The sequence below is a fragment of the Methylicorpusculum sp. genome (assembly GCF_030651835.1).
In the GTDB taxonomy this organism is placed as follows: domain Bacteria; phylum Pseudomonadota; class Gammaproteobacteria; order Methylococcales; family Methylomonadaceae; genus Methylicorpusculum.
Genome location: NZ_JAUSBX010000144.1, coordinates 31,171 through 48,818, shown reverse-complemented (window position 1 = coordinate 48,818; position 17,648 = coordinate 31,171). Strand labels below are relative to the sequence as shown.

The window sequence follows — 17,648 nt, the reverse complement described above, 5'->3', positions numbered from 1 at the left end:
TTTTAAGTGATCAATTCCTTCTGAAACCTTATCTGAAGTATAAATCACCTACTTGACAAGATCCTCTAAAAATACAGCCATCACCGTCGCCACTGTCAGGTCTGCAGTCGTTCCGGGATTGATATGATGCGCTTTTAATTCTTTATCCACCTGATAAAGTAAAGGCAATATATCTTCCGGATCAGTTGCACCCTGCAGCTGCGAATTGATAGCAGCCATTTTCTCTGCCACCCATCCGGTAAAACGATCGCCATATTTTCGCTCAATGTGGCTATCAGGATAGCGAGCAAGAAGCGCAGTATATACCGAAACCGCCGCCCAATAATGTGAACCCCATCGAGTTAAGCCGTCATTATAGCTTAAAATACTCAATTCATAAATATCTTTAAAGTCTGTTACATATTGCAAGGCGATTCTGTCCCTTTCACAAGCTAATTTCATTGCATCTGCCAGGGTAACACTAGGTGCAGAATGAACATCCTGTTCACTGGCCTGCCCCAAACCGCCGGGTGATGCCAAAGCAATGGCCTTGAACACCCACTCAGCATCTTCGCAAGTCGTTTGATTAAGAACATTATGCAGACTGACTCTTATCGATTGCCCGGCAATAGCCTGCTGCACAGCTTCAAATAATGGTGCACACAATAAAATAATACCCAAATTGGTGTTGCAGCCAACCGCTTCTTGTGTGGCTTGCACCGCAAAATAAATTTTTTCACCTAATGAGTAGCCGGGGTTACAGATCGCCGTTGCACTTGCGGCAGCACTGAGCCTGAAATCATCGACTGTCATATCATGACCCGGAGCATAAACACTGACATTACCCGGCTTAAAAGCCTGTAATTCAATTTCGCAGGCGCTTATATAAAGCTCCGCCAGCTGTGAGTGCGAAATCATTAAGCCATCGCCATGAGTCGTGATTGACCGGAACGGCTAAGCTGCATAAGCAAATCTTCAACCAACAAGTCGGCAATGGAAATATTACAAACACTCTGCAAGCCTTTCCATGCGGGGATGCTATTGACCTCAATCACCTGATAGCGACCCTCTTTATCGCGAATAATGTCAACGCCTGCATAGCTCATCGATAAAGCCTGAGCGGCTTGAACCGCCAGCTCGGCCATGACCGAATCCAGGACAATTTCTTCACAAGCAGCCCCCCTAGCTACATTATTCAACCAGGAAAGTCCTTTTCTGCGCATTGCCGCAACCGCCTTGCCGTTGATTACAAAGACGCGATGATCCGAATAGCCAAGCCCTTCACACTCAACAAATCGCTGCAGGTAGTAAACACCCTGACTGCCAGTCAGCCAGAGCAAATCCGTCATTTTCTCCAGGCGCCGGATACCCTCACCTTGCGAGCCGAACAGAGGTTTACTGATGACCATTTGGCCATTCTTCAATTCCTGCTCCACCAAAGCCAAAGCATCTTCCCTGTCTCTAAGCACCCAAGTAGGCGGAGTAGGAATCCTATGGTGCTGCAACAAAAAACTGGTCATCGCCTTATCAACGCTGCGCTCAATCGCATGACCGTCGTTATAAACCGGAACACCCAAAACTTTTAACGCATGCAGAATATCCAGGTAAAAAACCACTTCTTCCAGCGAGCCACCGGGAACACCACGCACGAAGACAGCATCCGGTAGCGATAGCTCAAAACCAGGAATATGAATCGGCAAAACCTCATGTTCCAATTGAATCTTACAGGCCGTCAAAGAGCTATAAACGCTGTCATAGCCCCGTTTGGCAAACGCCTGAACCAGCTGTTTGCCATGCCAACCGGGATCGTCCGTAAAAATTGCTATGCTGCCCACAATAATCAATCAAGGATTTAAGTTGCTGAAGAGACCACACAATGCGCCCCCCTGAAATCGATCTGACTCTTTCTTATCTGCCAAATGATTGATTTAACAATGCATTATCTAACTGCCCGGCTCTAAAACTTTTTCCCGACTCCACTGCAGTCACGATGACGCTGGCCGGACTGAATAACATAGGATCGACCTTGAAAAAATCATAACCATATTCCTTGAAGACTTGTGCAAACGGCTTACCGTAATCTTTAGAGGTTGAGCTAGGTAATTCATTAGTCAGTTTTTCAGCATCCGCATCGCTACCTTTTACAAACAAGTGCACTTGGCCTGCAAACAAAATGGCATCGTTGGTACGGCCCATCGCCTTGATAAAATCAGGATGAGGTGGACAGATTGGAGCACTGCCACTGCCATCGACAATATTTTCCAGAGGAAAATGCAGCGCATGGGCTTTATGCATGGCCACCTCCAACACCCTCGACACGACCTGCACCCCCCCCGCGAGGCTGCTGGTAGGCGTTACGACAATAGTCAATTTCGACGGCTCAACCCCACAGGCATTAGCTACTTTTTCTACAATTGCCAAAGGGGGTACCGCATCGTTTTCTATGACCAGAACGGTCTCGTCAGCGCTATCCTGATAACTCAATTCTTTATAGAGCTCTTCTACCGGCTCACGTTTCCCGTCTTTAATTTTAAACGCCATTGCACGAGCAGGACCCGAGCCCAACGCATAGTATTTTTCATGTGACAAACTCCAGCCCGCATACTGGCTACCCAGACAACCCAACACAGGATTACCGGTATGCACATTGACGCTTAGCGGCCAATCGGCCGTATAAGTACTGTGCGACAAGGTTACCGTTCCCATCCCGCCCAGGCATATTTCAGCTATCAACCGGCCTGCTTCCAGTCCACCAGGAAACTTGATACCTGCATCAATCAACGTACACCCGTTTTTGAGCTTCTCCACGCCCACCCGAAATTTATCCGCCTGATCAATCAATTGCTTAACCAAAGGTTGAGTCAGTTTATTAACGCTAGCTGTGTAATGCATTGTTTATCCTGTATTGAAGATTTGAAAAATTTTTTTTCGGGTTGCATTAAGTGTCTGCAGAAGGCCTTCAATAGTTGAATTGCGGACAATCAAACTGCATAGCGGCAAACCCTGTTTGATATGGAGGCCCGGACCGGGCAAATCGACAGCCTGATCCGGCCAGCAAATTGCGTCAGGAATAACCAGATCCCTTCCGGCAAAGACGACCAGATAAGCGCAAAAACCGTCCAATCGATAACTGCGCCTATGGATCAGTCCGGCCAAAGAATCCATATGGGCAGCCATCAAACCACCCATGTCATACAATTGCATGCTCGCAGAAGGCCGGGGATTAATTTCCACCACCAGCACACTGTCGCCTTGAACTATAAAATCCAACGAATTGAGGCCAGTCAAACCTAACTCGGAAACCAGCAAACCCAGCCACTCAGCGACGGTTTGCTGTTGAAATTCGGTTAACGGACTGTGATTGATCACACCGGAAAACAGAAAGACTTGCCGGTCATCAGCGCGTCTGCACCACTGGGTATTGAATCCAATGATGTGGCTTTGGCTGCCATTGGTAAGAAACAAAACTGAACCGGGCACCCCCTCTTGATAGCGCTGCCAATAAACGTTATCGTCAAGGCCATCCTGTTTAATATAGTGCTTGATGCCCAAGCCTCCATGGCCCTGCATCGGCTTAACCAGCCAATCTTCATCGTCGTCGGGTGCTGAAAAAACCGTTTCAGGAAAGGCAATCTCCAATCGTTTTAAAAGTGAAAAAAAAACAGCCTTATCCTGAACCTTTTGCACAACCGAAGGGGCATTGCCGTTCAGATTGAACGCGTTGCTTAGAGCTGACAAGCTCTCCGGATAAGCTTCAAGCCCACTACCAAAACAAGCATGATCGACAGCATATTCCTGCTTAATCAAATTCAATACAGGAAGCAAATAAAGCTGACTGAAGCCTGGGACTTTAAAAACCCTTGCCGACAAAGCCCGCGTGTCCTCATCGGCATAGAGATCTATCACCAAAGGGATAAAACCAGCATCCCTCGCCGCTTGCGCCAGCATTCTTCCTGAATTGGCAACGATCAGCACGCATTCAGACATCACTTTTTCAGACCTATCCAGCGCGAAAGATGAGCAAATTCAACCGTAGCCTAGGCGAAACCAGCGATCTCACCGCCACTGTTTCTGGCGCTCACTGTCATAAATTGCAAATTCTCATAGCCGGAAAATTCCAGCCGGGCTTTTAAACAAAGTGCTTCAGCGCATTCCGTGCCTTCCACCGCACAAAAACCGGTGGGCCCCCAAGAGGTCTGACCCAGGGCCACAGCGCCTTGATGTTCACACCAGGACATGGCCTCAGAGACCTCATTGCTGGTAAACACACCACCCTGCGCCGACGCAAAATGTTCACCGACCGCTTTTTGTAACTGCGTGATGACTTCTCCAAATTTAGCGATGTCACGCTCGGCAATGGCCGGCAATCCCTGCATGAGTAACAAGTAACACAAACGGGCCGCTTCAGTTTGGGAAAAAGGCGGCAAGGCTTTGAAAGCTTCAATTTCCTGCTTGCCATGCAGGCCTTGCCCGCGCTTGTCAAAAACCAGGATAAAACGCCAATTCTCGGGCACTGCCATCTGTGAAAGCACAGGGGGCGTTATGGTATGCTCACCACGCCCGCCATCCACCACCAGTCCGCCACGCTCGAAGACACCAATTCCTATGCCGGAACGCCGTCCCCGTGCAGTTAGTTGAGCAATATCACGAACACTGTAGGAAAGACCGTAAAAATGACTGAGTCCCATACCAATCGCCAAGGCCATTTGTGTGCCCGAACCCAATCCGACATGTTCGGGGATGGCTTCATCGACGTGAATATGAACGGTATCAGGAACATTCAACGCAATACAAATGCTTTGTAACTGCTTGGCAACGCGAACTTCGGAAACCCCCGAGACTTCAGGGCAATCAGAGCGGGTAATGGTAAGTCGGGTTACGATTTCATTCAGCGCAACACCGATACTGCCAAAGTGCCGACCCAACGCCCCGCTCAAATCGATAAAGCCCATATGCAGGCGGGCCGGAGCCATGACAGTCACTTTAGAGAATTGCGCTTTCAAACCGAGCCATCTTCATTAAAAAAGTGGCTATTATAGCCTATCAGCGCTCAAATAAGTGAACTTATAAGGTATCTGCTCACCCCCTCCAATTTTAGTAGGTGTAGGTGGTTGATTGAAAAGACTTCTGCAACAGGGATGTTGCAGAGAGCTACAGGGACGTATTGATGCGTCCTTTGAAATCAAGCACCTACACCCTTAATTCAAAGCGGACGAGTAGTTACCTTATAAGCCAGCATGCGGGAGACATCTTCAAGATCAGTCGCTTTAAAATCGGCTAAAAATTCAGCGCGTTTATCCGGGGGAACCTGAGATGGCACATAACCGGTAATACCTCCGGCCTGAACCGCTGCCATCACACCGGATAAAGAATCTTCCAATATCAAACACCGACCGATTGGAACCGTCAAAAGCTCGGAGGCTTTGATAAAAAGATCCGGCGCAGGCTTGGGGTTCACACACATTTCTCGGGTGACAAGGGTCGTGAATATAGCATTGAGTCCCGCCAGATCGAGACATTCCAAGGCATTGGCCCGTAAACTGTTTGTCGCGAGACAGAAAGGCCAATTGAATTCCGTTATGACGTCCAATAAACTGAAAAATCCATTTTTTACAGGAATGCCGTGATGACTCACATAATCGCGCCAAATTTTACCGCTCATCTGATTGAAATGATCGAGTGAAAAAGCATGCCCGCAATAGGCCAAAATCATGTCACTAACCTGCTGAAAATGCAGTCCGCTCAGCGACTCGCAGAAAGCATCCGGCAATACATAACCCATTTGCGCTGCAGCCTGCTGCCAAGCGATGAAATAAGTCGTTTCGGTGTCCAACACCAAGCCGTCCATATCAAAAATGACCGCATCCACATCAGGTAAAACAACCTTCACCGTATCACCCTGATGAACTCTCCCGGTGCTTCGCGGCTTGATCCGACCACAATCCGCTGATAACCGCAAGATGACGCTTCCAGCGTCCCTGACACTTCAATACATTCCCCTTTGCAGGCCTGACCCACATAAGTTGCAGTAAAACACAAAATTGTATCAATGGGTCCCGCTTCGATCCCAAAAATAGCCGGAGAATCAAATGCATGAGTGTCATCAATGACTTTTGCCTGAATAGTAACCAAGCCCATTTTCTGATAATTTAAATCAGGTAAGCGCGTATCAATGGCCAGACTGATGTCGAATTTTCGGCCATTGATCAGCGCCTTATTGAATTTACGTTGCTCATGCCATACATAGTCCGGCAAATCGATATGGCACGAACGGCGGCGATAGGAACTTTCCCAAGCCGAATCATCCAAGGCATCTATATGGTGTTCTTGTATCAGCTGCTTGACCAAATCGCGTGCAAAATGAAAATGCTGACGCTCATAAAAAACCAGGTCTATATCCGAATCGTCATTATGAACGCCGGGCAGCAAAGATCCTGTGACGCCTATCTGGGTGCTTTCCAAGCCGTATTCGATGAAATGTTTGATCAGTTTTTTAAAATCCGCTACAACGGCACAATGTGACGGCTGCTCCATTAACCTCTGCAACCGTTGTCTGGGCTGATGGTGTTTAATGATCGCAGTTTCACAAACCGCATGAAGCGAGACATCTTTTGCAGAAGAGTAATAGAGATAATGCGGAAAATAGTCAGCCAGATAGCAATCGGCTTGATGGGTGGATAGTTTTTGCCAATTGCCGTTTATTTTGGCATAGCGCAGAAAGCACAAGACTTTTCCTGCCTCCATACCCGACTCGACAACAGCAAAAAGTAACTCACCCTGAGCCTCTATAAAGTCTTTTACACAATATTTCATTAATTCAAGCTACCTGATTATTTTAAGTGCCGCTTAGCCATTAAGCGTCGTTTATAAGGATTCCATGTTGTAAGCACCAAGTATAGTGGGCACTTAAAAGTACTTTTAATCGCAAAAAACTGTTCCGCAACTATTCTTTCTGACTATCAAGCGCTGAAAATCTTGGAAACGGAGCGCCAGCGAAGTGAAGATTTTTAGTCCCCGATAGCCGTAGCGCCGGGCGGGTTTTCGTAGCTTGCGGAGAAAACCTGCAAGGCATAGCGAAACGGCGTTAAGTCATGCGAGAGCCAATGTTTCAACCCTTGTTGGGTCGAAACGAGGCGACGCGGACGAATCGGGGCCGCCGGAGGCATCAGTGGTCGCGTATTTTTTTGCTGCTTGATTGGGCTGGGATGCCCAAAACAAGCTTTCGCAAAAATAGCGACTCCCCGTTCAGCTAGCTTTGACAACGACCAGAATAACAGCCCCTATATTAAAGGTTGATTCTCATGCTTTTTGAATTTTTAGAAAAGCGCTTAATTCCCAACAATCTACTATGGGTTTTGATTCGTTTATTATTTTGTTGAATTACCCCCGTAAATTGCCTATGCTCCGGGCTTGGAAATAAATACCTAAACCCTATCTGTTTCTCTGTGTCTTAGCTTAAAGGAAGTCTCATGAAAATTGGTGTCCCCAAAGAAGTACACGTAGGTGAAAAACGCGTTGCGACAACACCCGAAGTCGCAGAACTACTGATCAAGCTCGGGTTTTCAGTCGCTATCGAAAGTGGCGCAGGATCCGCTGCAGATATTCCGGATGAGGCCTACAAAAAAGTAGGCGTAGAAATAATCAATAACACCCGCACCCTCTGGAAAAACTCCGATATTATCGTAAAAATCAGGGCTCCTGAACTGCACCCCGAAATTAATAAAGACGAGACCGACCTGCTTAAAAAAGGCGGGCATTTAATCAGTTTCATCTGGCCCGCCCAAAACGAGGCGCTGCTGCAAAAGCTGGCCAAAAAGAATGCGACCGTTTTCGCGATGGATAGCATTCCCCGCATTTCCCGGGCTCAAAAAATGGATGCCTTAAGCTCCATGGCCAACATTGCCGGTTATCGCGCGGTTGTTGAAGCAGCCCAGCATTTCGGTCGCTTCTTTACCGGTCAGATTACTGCAGCCGGTAAAATTCCACCCGCCAAAGTACTGGTGATTGGTGCAGGAGTAGCAGGGCTTGCGGCCATAGGCGCCGCAAAATCATTAGGCGCCATTGTCAGAGCATTCGATACCCGTCCTGAAGTCAAAGAACAAATTGAAAGCATGGACGCTGAATTTCTGATGCTGGACTTCAAAGAAGATGGATCCGGCTCCGGCGGATACGCCAAGACTATGTCCAAAGAATTCATTGAAGCGGAAATGGCCTTGTTTGCCCTGCAGGCCAAAGAAGTCGACATCATTATCACGACCGCGTTAATTCCTGGAAAACCCGCACCGATTCTGATCACTGAAGCCATGGTAGCGTCTATGAAACCAGGCAGCGTTATAGTCGATTTGGCCACTGAACAAGGCGGAAACTGCGAAGTCAGCATCAAAGACCAGGTGATTTCCAAACACGGCGTGACCGTTGTCGGCTACAGCAACTTACCCAGCCGTCTGGCCAACCAAGCCAGCCAGTTGTATGCCACCAATATCCGTCATTTATTGACTGATTTGTGTCCGGAGAAAAACGGCTTACTGAACGTCAATATGGAAGATGAAGTCATCCGCGGCGCTACCGTCATCAATGCCGGTAAAATAACGTGGCCGCCGCCTCCTCCGACACTGACTGTAGCACCAGCCGCAAAACCCGGGGCCTCGGTTCCGGTCAAAGTCGAACAACCAAAAACCAGTCTTATCCCTGCGCCTGTCAAACACTATGCGCCGATGATACTGGGCGCCCTGCTTTTATTCCAACTAGGCTCGGTAGCCCCGGCATCCTTCATGTCGCATTTCACCGTATTTGTGCTGTCCTGTTTTATCGGCTACCAAGTCATTTGGAACGTCTCGCCCTCCCTTCATACACCCCTGATGAGCGTCACCAACGCCATTAGCGGCATCATCGTTCTGGGCGCGTTGATTCAAGTGTCGGCGCCGGGGTTCTTAATCACACTGCTGGCCGGATTAGCCGTGCTTGTGGCCTCAATTAACATAGCCGGGGGCTTTTTAGTGACCCGCCGCATGTTAGAAATGTTCAGAAAATAGGGAGAACAGCATGTCACAAAGTTTAGTTTCTATGGCCTATCTTGGTGCCGCGATTTTATTCATACTCAGCCTGAGCGGGCTAAGCAATCAGGAAACAGCTCGCAGAGGCAACTATTTCGGCATGGCAGGCATGGTCATCGCCATTTTAGCCACCATTTTCAGTTCCTCCGTGACCGCTTATGCCATATTGATAACCGCACTACTCATCGGCGGATTCATAGGCGCAAAAGCAGCGGCGAAAGTTGAAATGACGCAAATGCCGGAATTGGTTGCCATCATGCATAGCTTGGTGGGACTTGCTGCAGTGCTTGTCGGCTATGCCAACTTCATGGATAGCTCATCGCCATTGGAAGGGATAGAAAAATCCATTCATGAAGTTGAAATTTATATCGGTATATTAATAGGCGCCATCACCTTTTCAGGCTCAGTGATCGCGTTTGGCAAACTGAGCGGCCGCATTGACGGCAAACCTTATTTAATGCCTGGACGGCACTGGTTAAATTTAAGCTTACTCGTTTTTGTCATTTTGCTGGGCAATGCGTTTCTTTCCCAAGCTGAAAGTGGCGGCGGAACTTTTCCTTTATTACTCATGACATTGATAGCCCTGGCTTTTGGTGTTCATATGGTCATGGCCATAGGCGGAGCAGACATGCCGGTCGTGGTTTCAATGCTGAATAGTTATTCCGGCTGGGCGGCTGCGGCAACCGGTTTTATGCTCAGTAACGATTTATTGATCGTGACGGGCGCATTGGTCGGCAGCAGCGGCGCTATTTTGAGTTACATCATGTGCCGGGCCATGAATCGTAATTTCATCAGTGTCATCGCCGGTGGTTTCGGCACCAGTTCGGGAGGCGAGTCGGCTGCCATAGAAGGCGAAGTGACGCCTGTCAGCACAGATGAAACCGCACAATTATTACTGGCCGCCAAAAATATAATGATCGTTCCAGGCTACGGCATGGCGGTGGCTCAAGCTCAGCATACTGTTTTTGAAATCACCAAATTCCTTCGTAACCAGGGTAAAACCGTGCGCTTCGGCATTCATCCGGTAGCCGGGCGTATGCCGGGCCACATGAACGTATTGCTCGCCGAAGCAAAAGTGCCCTATGACATCGTTTTTGAAATGGAAGAAGTGAATGAAGATTTCGGGCATGTGGATGTCAGTATCGTGATAGGCGCCAATGACATCGTCAATCCCTCTGCGTTAACCGATCCGAACAGTCCAATTGCCGGCATGCCGGTCTTGGAAGTGTGGAAGAGTCATACCACGATAGCAATGAAACGCAGCATGGCTTCTGGTTATGCCGGGGTCGGCAATCCCTTGTTTGTGATGGAAAACACCCGGATGTTATTTGGTGATGCTAATGAAACATTGCAGGCGGTACTTAAAGCGTTGAATGCTTAAAATTCAAGTTCATAGATATTCCCGGTCCAAAAAACCGGGAATGTTGAGCTATCTTGATATGGCTAATTTTATTGGGGTGGTGCAACAGGTATTCAGATACCTTTTTTTATCAGTCACAGGCTAAACTACTCACCTGCAACGCTAGAAATTTCAGCGCTTAATTCCTTAATTCTTTCATCTGCCTTAACCTGCTCGGTTACATCGTATTGAACCCCCAGGTAGTAGATGATATGACCGTTTCTATCAAACAGAGGGATGATTTTGAGTCTATTGAAAAACAGCTCCCCGTTCTTCTTATAATTTCGTAGCGTAACCACGACTCCCTGATTATTCCGGATGGCCTGAAAGATTTGGTAGCGCGCGTCTTGATCGCGATCCGGTCCCTGCAGAAATCGGCAATTATGTCCTATGATGTCTTCCTGAGAATATCCTGTCATCGTCTCGAACGCTTTGTTCGCATAGACTATCGGCATATCCGGTAAATCCGGATCAGCCAGAGTGACGCCGTTAACACATTCATCCAATATTTCGGAGAGTATCTGAGGAATGAGCCCGGGATCTTTTTCAGTGATAAAAGGCATATATTAACTCCATTGATTGACACGATCAGAGCCAAGCTCCTCAGCGTTATGAATTTTATTTACGATAAACCACACTAAAATAATGCGGTTTGTTTTTTCAGCCCAATCAGCACGCGCCTCATAAGCCATCATAAAACTAATGACTAACCGCCTGGGAAGTCAGCCCAGGTTGGTTTCTGACTCTGCATCAGGTGCCAATAAGTTTTTAATATTGTTTACAGTATGTTGAGCACCCTCTTCAATTGCGATACGAATCAATTTTTCAAAAGGCCGCATAAAGAGTTCAATTTCCAATAATTCAAAAGAAAAAGTCAGCCTTGTTTGAGGAGTATCGGATTCGATACTATCAAAGATATAGCTGTTTCTAAAAGGGGAAGAAAGACCATTTAGAACCAGCAACTTATCTTTTTCCATGGTTACAACCTCAAACGTCGATTCAATTTTCTGGCCCTGATCGATTCGAGTCTGACGTGCTAATGCACCAACATCCATTTTGTTGTCGTTAATAGGTTTAAACTCAACAACTTCAAGCGCCCACCGGGTATAGTTTTCAAAAAAGCGTTCAACAACAAAATCATAGACCTCACTCACAGGCTTGGCAATCTCAATGCCGGATTGACCTACCACTGACCTGGACGTTGCTTTTGATAAGTCGAAAGCGAACATGAATATTCCCCAAATGATTTAGATCTTGTTTAAAATTAACCTAAAGAACCCTCGCACTTTCCACAATACCTTTTCCAATACCCCCAATGGTCAAAGCTGGCGGATTTTGAAAAGTTTACACTAAAAACCTGACTTTACGGCAGAAGCTATTAGCACCTGAAAACCACTAAACTTCTGCCTCGCAAAGCACTGCATTGTTTAGTGACTGATTACGCCAGATTCACAGACAATCATGCCTTATTAATTGGTTAAACAGATTAACATGGATAAAATTCATGTCATAATCATTCTTTTTTAACCAAAAACCAAGGGAAGTTGACCTTTTAAATATGATATTTAAGAATTTAACCGAAAATTCGCACTAAAAAAGTCATTAACCCTTACTTTTAGCGCTTATTTTCTGGTTTTTCGTTAAATATGACCTCAAACCGCCCTCCTCCTAATTGATCCGAGCGTCCCAGATTAAGTTGAGCCTGATGAAGCATTGCAATTTCTTTGACTATCGCAAGCCCTAAGCCACAGCCGTCTCCCAGGCTACCGGGAATACGGTAGAATCGCTCAAAAATCTTTTCCTGCTCTGCAGTAGGAATACCAGGCCCATCATCTTCGACAATCAAGGAAGGGTAAGGCTTGTTAAGTACACTGATAACAATAACGCCGTTCTTATGCCCGTATTTAATCGCGTTGTCTATTAAATTACCCAATAATTCCCGCAATAGAATCTCATCACCCTGAATCATGATTTCCTTATCAGGGCCTTCAAATACCAACTCAATGTTGTGTTGTATTGCTAAAGGTGCATAATCAATCGCAAGAGTCCTGACCAATTTACAAAGTGCCAAGGGCTTGAGCTGATACCCAGCTTCTAAAGGACCTGACTTAGCCAATACCAAAAGTTGAGTGATTAAATGAGACATTCTGTCAGCGCTGACCTGAATCTGCTCCAACGCCGGCTTCATCTCTGCCAGTTCCTTTTCTCGAAGCGCCCGTTCTGCCTGTAATTTAAGTCCGGCTAGCGGTGTACGCAGTTGATGCGCCGCATTGGATATGAATCTTTGCTGACCGGCAATAGCTAAGGCCAATCGATTAAACAGGTTATTAATCGTATCCGTCAGTGTATGCACTTCCTGAAAAACGTGGGATTCCGGAATCGGGCTTAAATCTTGCGGAGAACGCTGAGCTATTTCGTCAGCCAGTTCATGCAAAGGCTGCAAACCTCGTTTAACACCATGTAACAAATAAAATCCAGCCATTATCACCAGTAAAAGCTGGGGTATTAAATCCGCCATGAGGATATCGAGCATCATCACTCTTCGCTTTTTCTGGGTTTCGGCGACATGAATATGAATCGTCTCTGTCGCCTCATCAGCAAGAGGAACCTTGATAGACACGATCCTGACCGACTCATTCTTGACAAACGCATTGAAATAGATAGGTTTTTCCGTTTCTTGCGAAGACTCCAATGTCTCGGGCACAAATGCATCGCCAGCCAATAAGCCTCTTTCCTCGGAGATGATGTTGAAATAAGTTTTATCCAGATCATCCCATTTAAAAATCGCCAACGCTTCAGGGGGTAAATCAACAACAGCCAGCCCTTCCTTCAGTTTGATTTCTTGCATTAAAGACCGTGCAGAATCCAGCAACCATCGGTCATAGGCCTCATCAACATAATGCAGTGTAGTGAAGTACGACAACACCGTTTCAACCGCAATGAAAAAAATGACCGGCACCGACAAGCGAAGAATAATCTCGGTCCGCAGACTCCTTTTTTTATTCATTTTCTGAAGTTTCAAGCAAATAACCCAAGCCCCGAAGCGTTCTTATCACTGCGCCATAGGGTTCAATTCGTTTACGGAGACGGTGTACATAAACTTCTATGGCATTGTCGGCAAGCCCCTCGCCATCATAGGACAGGCGTTGAGAAATTCGCTCTTTGCAAACCACTTTTCCCGCTTGCATCAAGAGCATTTCCAAAACCCCGAATTCTCTGGCCGAAAGCAACAATAATTGCCCATCAGCCGATATCTGATGATCTTGTGTATCCAATGACAAGCGGCCAACTTGAATAACATTACTAAAACCACCGTAACAACGTCTGATCAATGCATTGATACGCACTTCAAGTTCTCTTAATTCAAACGGCTTGGTTAAATAATCATCCGCACCCTGAGCGATTCCCTCAATACGGTCATTGATACCGTCCCTTGCCGTTAATATAATTATGGGCAAACCTATCTTCCGGCTTCTCAGGCGCTTCAGAAGCTTTAAACCATCCATATCAGGCAAACCCAAATCCAGGACAATCAAGTCAAAGTCCTGTGCCGCCAACGCATGTTCTGCATAGCTTCCGCTCGTTGCACAAGTCACTGAATAACCGCTTTTGGACAGCGTATGCGTCAGACCATCGGACAACACATTATCATCTTCCACTAATAAAATTTTCATATCGACAAGGGACCAAAAATACTTGAAAGGTAATAGAAAGTTTAAAAAGTTATGCTTAAACACTTAATTTTAAGCCACATCATCGTTGCTCAAACCATTTTCCTGAAATGAATCGTTTTGATTCATCTTATAGCCTGTAAAACAAGATCCTGTTTATCACTTGATCTATTGGTCATTTCTGTATCGCGCCATCAAAACCGAAGGTGTGAGTAGACAAACAGGGTTAATTTAAACGGGATATTACTAAGATGGTACTCTGTGCACGAATATGAGCAGATAATTTTTTAAAGGTTCCGAAACAGTAACTGATAGATCTATAGGGCCTTCAGTTTTGCATATCTTTGAATGGATGACGCTTTATCCATTTTCATATAGGAAATATTTGTCTATGAAAATCGTATTTAACTCAATGCTGTTTAACCTGTTTTTGTTTTTACCGCTGCCAGCGTGGAGTTCTGAACTTGATATCAATCGCTTGAATCTAACCTCAGAAACGGGTGGTTACATAGCACTATTTATTTTTTTTCTAGCTTACACACTGGTCATTTTCGAGGAAAAGCTTCATTTACAGAAATCCAAGCCGGTTTTGATTGCTGCCGGTTTAATTTGGGCGTTAATTGCTTTCGTATATCAATCTCAAGGCTTAACTGATCAGGTATCGAATGCACTAAGACATAATTTTCTCGAATACTCAGAACTGTTCTTTTTTCTTCTGGTTGCAATGACTTACATCAGCGCGATGATTGAACGGGGCGTGTTCGATGCCCTGCATTATCGATTGGTCTCCCGGGGATTTAGCTACAAGCAGCTTTTTTGGATCACGGGATTGTTAGCGTTTTTCATCTCTCCCATCGCCGATAATTTGACCACCGCATTAATTATGTGCACAGTCGTTTTGACTGTTGGTTCCTCAAAGCCCGAATTCATAGGCATTGCCTGTGTCAATATTGTTGTAGCCGCAAATGCAGGAGGAGCATTTAGTCCTTTTGGCGACATCACGACATTAATGGTTTGGCAAAAAGATATTTTAGACTTTTGGACCTTTTTTAAACTGTTCATTCCATCGCTCATTAATTTTGCAATCCCTGCAGCCATAATGCACAGATATATTCCAAACGGTCGGCCTGAACTCCCTGACGAAGAAAATTTGAGTATCAAACATGGTGGGATCGTAATTATTATTTTATTTTTATCTACAATTGCCACCTCAATTATTTTCCATCAATTTCTCCACTTGCCGCCTGCTTTTGGCATGTTGATGGGGCTCGGGTATCTGAAAATGTTTGGATATTATCTGAGGACCGCTTTTAGGCGCGAGCAATCTTCTTTCGACATGATCCCCGGTTCCGAGGTCAGCGGTAGCGCCTTCGACGTATTCAGTCATATCGCCAAATCCGAATGGGATACACTGTTTTTCTTTTACGGTGTCATCATGTCAGTGGGAGGATTGGGTTTCATCGGTTATTTAAGCCTCACCTCTGAATTAATGTATGGAGAAATGGGCGCCACCTCAGCCAATATTCTGGTCGGAATATTGTCCGCAATTGTAGATAACATCCCCATCATGTTTGCAGTATTAACCATGAATCCGGAGATGCCGGAAATCCAGTGGCTTTTAGTCACGTTAACAGCCGGTGTCGGAGGCAGCCTTTTATCGATAGGTTCCGCAGCAGGCGTAGCATTGATGGGACAGGCAAGAGGCTACTATACATTTTTCAGCCATTTAAAATGGACTCCGGCCATTGCACTTGGCTATTTCATCAGTATTTATGCCCATCTGCTGATCAATTGACGAGTGACTCAGGATTTGTTTTACAAAAACGGGTAAAACACTCGTAAATCTGATAATAGTGAGCGTTGTCAACCTATGGGCTGCTTGCCAAAGTAGACAGGTAGCCTTTTATTTATTTAGTTCGACATGCCTATCAAGCCGACCCGGATAACTGGAAAAATGAAGGTACTAAATGGCAAGGTGGAACGCTAAAAGGTCTGGAAAGCAAACTCGGTTATTCACAACGTCTCGGAGTCGTTGCGATCTGGATCCGCCCGGTATTCAAGCAAGTCGTTAACAAGCACCTCAAAACAAATGACGGTTCTTATCACGGCTACGCGATACAGAATTTCCTTGATGTCGACCCTCATTTCGGCACACGCCAGGATTTTGTCTGGCGCCAACTATCTTGGCCGGCTGACGTCAATATCTTCGGCCAATATCGGCCAGTGGAAGGCTGGTACTTTTGGCTATCCTCAAATTATCGGCGGTGGGCCTAAGTTGTCAATTGTTCCCTGGTCACGCATCTTCAACAAACAAGAAATAGTATTGGCTATCAACACCGATGCGGATAACGCCAGAACGGCCTGGGTGACCATTGACTATAAACTGCACCAGGAAGAGTCATCCGTTCTAACCTGTATCTATTCAACCGAATCGACACAGATCGGCACAACATGCGAGATTGAAGCGCGAAATGGCAGAGCGATTCAATTAACAGTTCCGGGTGGCGGGTTTGTTATTTACGAATAATCAGGCGGTACTAAAAGTGCGGCCATGCCCGTGACCTAAGGTGGTTCAATCGCGGGCATGGCCCACTCCTCCACAATACGCTTAACTTAACGGCATTGGGAGGGGAAGTAAGGTTCTATTGGGTCTGTCTGATAAAACTGATTAGCAAGGACCCCTCTTTATCGAGCAATCTCAGTTGATCGCCCTTGATTTCATATTGCACAGCTTGAGCCAATGCCTTCAGATAATTCGCTTCTAGCGCCATGATCCCTTCCTCTGCGCAAGCCATTCGCGTGGTTTTTACCGCAGCAATACTCAAATTTCCAGATTCGGCCGTATAAGCAGCTGAAAACCTGTTGCACCCGGCTTTGCCTTGAACAAGGCCGTCAGCAAATGTTGCCTTCGCCAGGTGGGTGTTTTTATCCGACACGATACCCCCCCGACCGTTATTAATTCCCGTGGCCTGCCATGGTGTATGTTCAAGAGCGGACGGTACAAGCGCGTCAAACACAAGCAAGGCTTTTCCTTCTTTATTCAACAGTACCAACGATTGACTGTTTTCACCTAACTGGTAACGATCGACTTTTGCTAAAAAATCGAAATAGCGGCGTTCCTGTTCGTTAATTGTTTGGGAACAGGCCATCATTGTTGCGCCCAACGGGTTAACTACTGATAATCCGGTCTCATCGTCAAGTTTATAGCTGCCAAAGTAGCGATTGCAGCCGCCGCTCCCGCTAAGCTTACCGTTTGCAAAAACCATTTCGATTGCAGTACCTTCCTGCACAGGGACGACCAGACCGTTAGCATTGAAAAATTGTTTAAGTTGCCACTCTCTAGCTTCCAAATCGAAAGATTTTGCCTCCTCCTGACCTTGTGTTGCATCGGAAGCGGTTTTATCGGATTGCGCGGCGCACCCGACCAGTAAATTGAATAGAACGAAGATCATAAGTCGCTTCAAAATCCACTCTCCCATTTATGCGGTTAGAACAGTCATAACTTTGGTTAATCAGTTGATTTGCACGCCCTTATAAGCCAACAAA

General features: G+C 46.2%; 16 protein-coding genes. 4 read left to right on the top strand and 12 right to left on the bottom strand.

What is annotated here, in order from left to right; translation table 11 throughout:
• Nucleotides 1–48: 48 nt before the first annotated feature.
• The 7 genes from Q7V32_RS18505 to Q7V32_RS18475 all read right to left on the bottom strand — a co-directional run bounded on the left by Q7V32_RS18505 (nucleotide 49) and on the right by Q7V32_RS18475 (nucleotide 6,792).
• Nucleotides 49–897, bottom strand: coding sequence for a triphosphoribosyl-dephospho-CoA synthase (locus Q7V32_RS18505; RefSeq protein WP_304898463.1), 849 nt, complete (start codon nucleotides 895–897; stop codon nucleotides 49–51).
• Complete coding sequence (locus Q7V32_RS18500) at nucleotides 897–1,814, bottom strand: RimK family alpha-L-glutamate ligase (protein WP_304898462.1); 918 nt, start codon at nucleotides 1,812–1,814, stop codon at nucleotides 897–899. The genes Q7V32_RS18505 and Q7V32_RS18500 overlap by 1 nt, the downstream gene beginning before the upstream one ends.
• 73 nt (nucleotides 1,815–1,887) lie before the next feature.
• Nucleotides 1,888–2,871, bottom strand: coding sequence for a methenyltetrahydromethanopterin cyclohydrolase (mch, locus tag Q7V32_RS18495; protein ID WP_304898461.1), 984 nt, complete (start codon nucleotides 2,869–2,871; stop codon nucleotides 1,888–1,890).
• Nucleotides 2,872–2,874: 3 nt separating this feature from the next.
• Nucleotides 2,875–3,966: an ATP-grasp domain-containing protein gene (locus Q7V32_RS18490; protein WP_304898460.1), complete on the bottom strand. Its 1,092-nt coding sequence runs from the start codon at nucleotides 3,964–3,966 to the stop codon at nucleotides 2,875–2,877.
• A 50-nt stretch (nucleotides 3,967–4,016) separates the two neighbouring features.
• On the bottom strand, nucleotides 4,017–4,952 hold the full coding sequence (locus Q7V32_RS18485; RefSeq protein WP_304898459.1) for a beta-ribofuranosylaminobenzene 5'-phosphate synthase family protein: 936 nt from the start codon (nucleotides 4,950–4,952) through the stop codon (nucleotides 4,017–4,019).
• 230 nt (nucleotides 4,953–5,182) lie between these two features.
• Complete coding sequence (locus Q7V32_RS18480; RefSeq protein WP_304898458.1) at nucleotides 5,183–5,869, bottom strand: HAD family phosphatase; 687 nt, start codon at nucleotides 5,867–5,869, stop codon at nucleotides 5,183–5,185.
• The gene (locus Q7V32_RS18475) at nucleotides 5,866–6,792 is read right to left on the bottom strand and encodes a nucleotidyltransferase domain-containing protein (RefSeq protein WP_304898457.1); all 927 of its coding nucleotides are present in this window, start codon (nucleotides 6,790–6,792) and stop codon (nucleotides 5,866–5,868) included. Before Q7V32_RS18475 ends, Q7V32_RS18480 begins: the two co-directional genes overlap by 4 nt.
• A gap of 656 nt (nucleotides 6,793–7,448) precedes the next feature.
• Here Q7V32_RS18475 and Q7V32_RS18470 point away from each other — a divergent pair.
• Both Q7V32_RS18470 and pntB read left to right on the top strand, forming a co-directional pair.
• Complete coding sequence (locus Q7V32_RS18470) at nucleotides 7,449–9,011, top strand: Re/Si-specific NAD(P)(+) transhydrogenase subunit alpha (RefSeq protein ID WP_304898456.1); 1,563 nt, start codon at nucleotides 7,449–7,451, stop codon at nucleotides 9,009–9,011.
• A gap of 10 nt (nucleotides 9,012–9,021) precedes the next feature.
• The gene (pntB, locus tag Q7V32_RS18465; protein WP_304898455.1) at nucleotides 9,022–10,413 is read left to right on the top strand and encodes a Re/Si-specific NAD(P)(+) transhydrogenase subunit beta; all 1,392 of its coding nucleotides are present in this window, start codon (nucleotides 9,022–9,024) and stop codon (nucleotides 10,411–10,413) included.
• A gap of 125 nt (nucleotides 10,414–10,538) precedes the next feature.
• Here the strand turns inward: pntB and Q7V32_RS18460 are convergent, their stop codons facing one another.
• From Q7V32_RS18460 to Q7V32_RS18445, 4 genes are all read right to left on the bottom strand, one after another.
• On the bottom strand, nucleotides 10,539–10,994 hold the full coding sequence (locus Q7V32_RS18460) for a PAS domain-containing protein (RefSeq protein WP_304898454.1): 456 nt from the start codon (nucleotides 10,992–10,994) through the stop codon (nucleotides 10,539–10,541).
• A gap of 159 nt (nucleotides 10,995–11,153) precedes the next feature.
• The gene (locus Q7V32_RS18455; protein WP_304898453.1) at nucleotides 11,154–11,585 is read right to left on the bottom strand and encodes a hypothetical protein; all 432 of its coding nucleotides are present in this window, start codon (nucleotides 11,583–11,585) and stop codon (nucleotides 11,154–11,156) included.
• A 461-nt stretch (nucleotides 11,586–12,046) separates the two neighbouring features.
• Nucleotides 12,047–13,438 carry a sensor histidine kinase gene (locus tag Q7V32_RS18450; RefSeq protein ID WP_304898452.1) on the bottom strand — a complete coding sequence of 464 codons (1,392 nt, stop codon included), beginning with the start codon at nucleotides 13,436–13,438 and terminating at the stop codon, nucleotides 12,047–12,049.
• Nucleotides 13,431–14,105 carry a response regulator gene (locus tag Q7V32_RS18445; RefSeq protein ID WP_304898451.1) on the bottom strand — a complete coding sequence of 225 codons (675 nt, stop codon included), beginning with the start codon at nucleotides 14,103–14,105 and terminating at the stop codon, nucleotides 13,431–13,433. The genes Q7V32_RS18450 and Q7V32_RS18445 overlap by 8 nt, the downstream gene beginning before the upstream one ends.
• Before the next feature lie 388 nt (nucleotides 14,106–14,493).
• On the opposite strand from Q7V32_RS18445, the gene nhaD reads away from it, so the two are divergent.
• Nucleotides 14,494–15,897: a sodium:proton antiporter NhaD gene (nhaD, locus tag Q7V32_RS18440; RefSeq protein ID WP_304898450.1), complete on the top strand. Its 1,404-nt coding sequence runs from the start codon at nucleotides 14,494–14,496 to the stop codon at nucleotides 15,895–15,897.
• Between the two features lie 110 nt (nucleotides 15,898–16,007).
• Nucleotides 16,008–16,376, top strand: coding sequence for an alpha-amylase family glycosyl hydrolase (locus Q7V32_RS20880; RefSeq protein ID WP_370691483.1), 369 nt, complete (start codon nucleotides 16,008–16,010; stop codon nucleotides 16,374–16,376).
• Nucleotides 16,377–16,744: 368 nt separating this feature from the next.
• Here Q7V32_RS20880 and Q7V32_RS18430 read toward each other — a convergent pair whose 3' ends face one another.
• Complete coding sequence (locus Q7V32_RS18430; protein ID WP_304898448.1) at nucleotides 16,745–17,566, bottom strand: META domain-containing protein; 822 nt, start codon at nucleotides 17,564–17,566, stop codon at nucleotides 16,745–16,747.
• Between the last annotated feature and the right edge of the window lie 82 nt (nucleotides 17,567–17,648).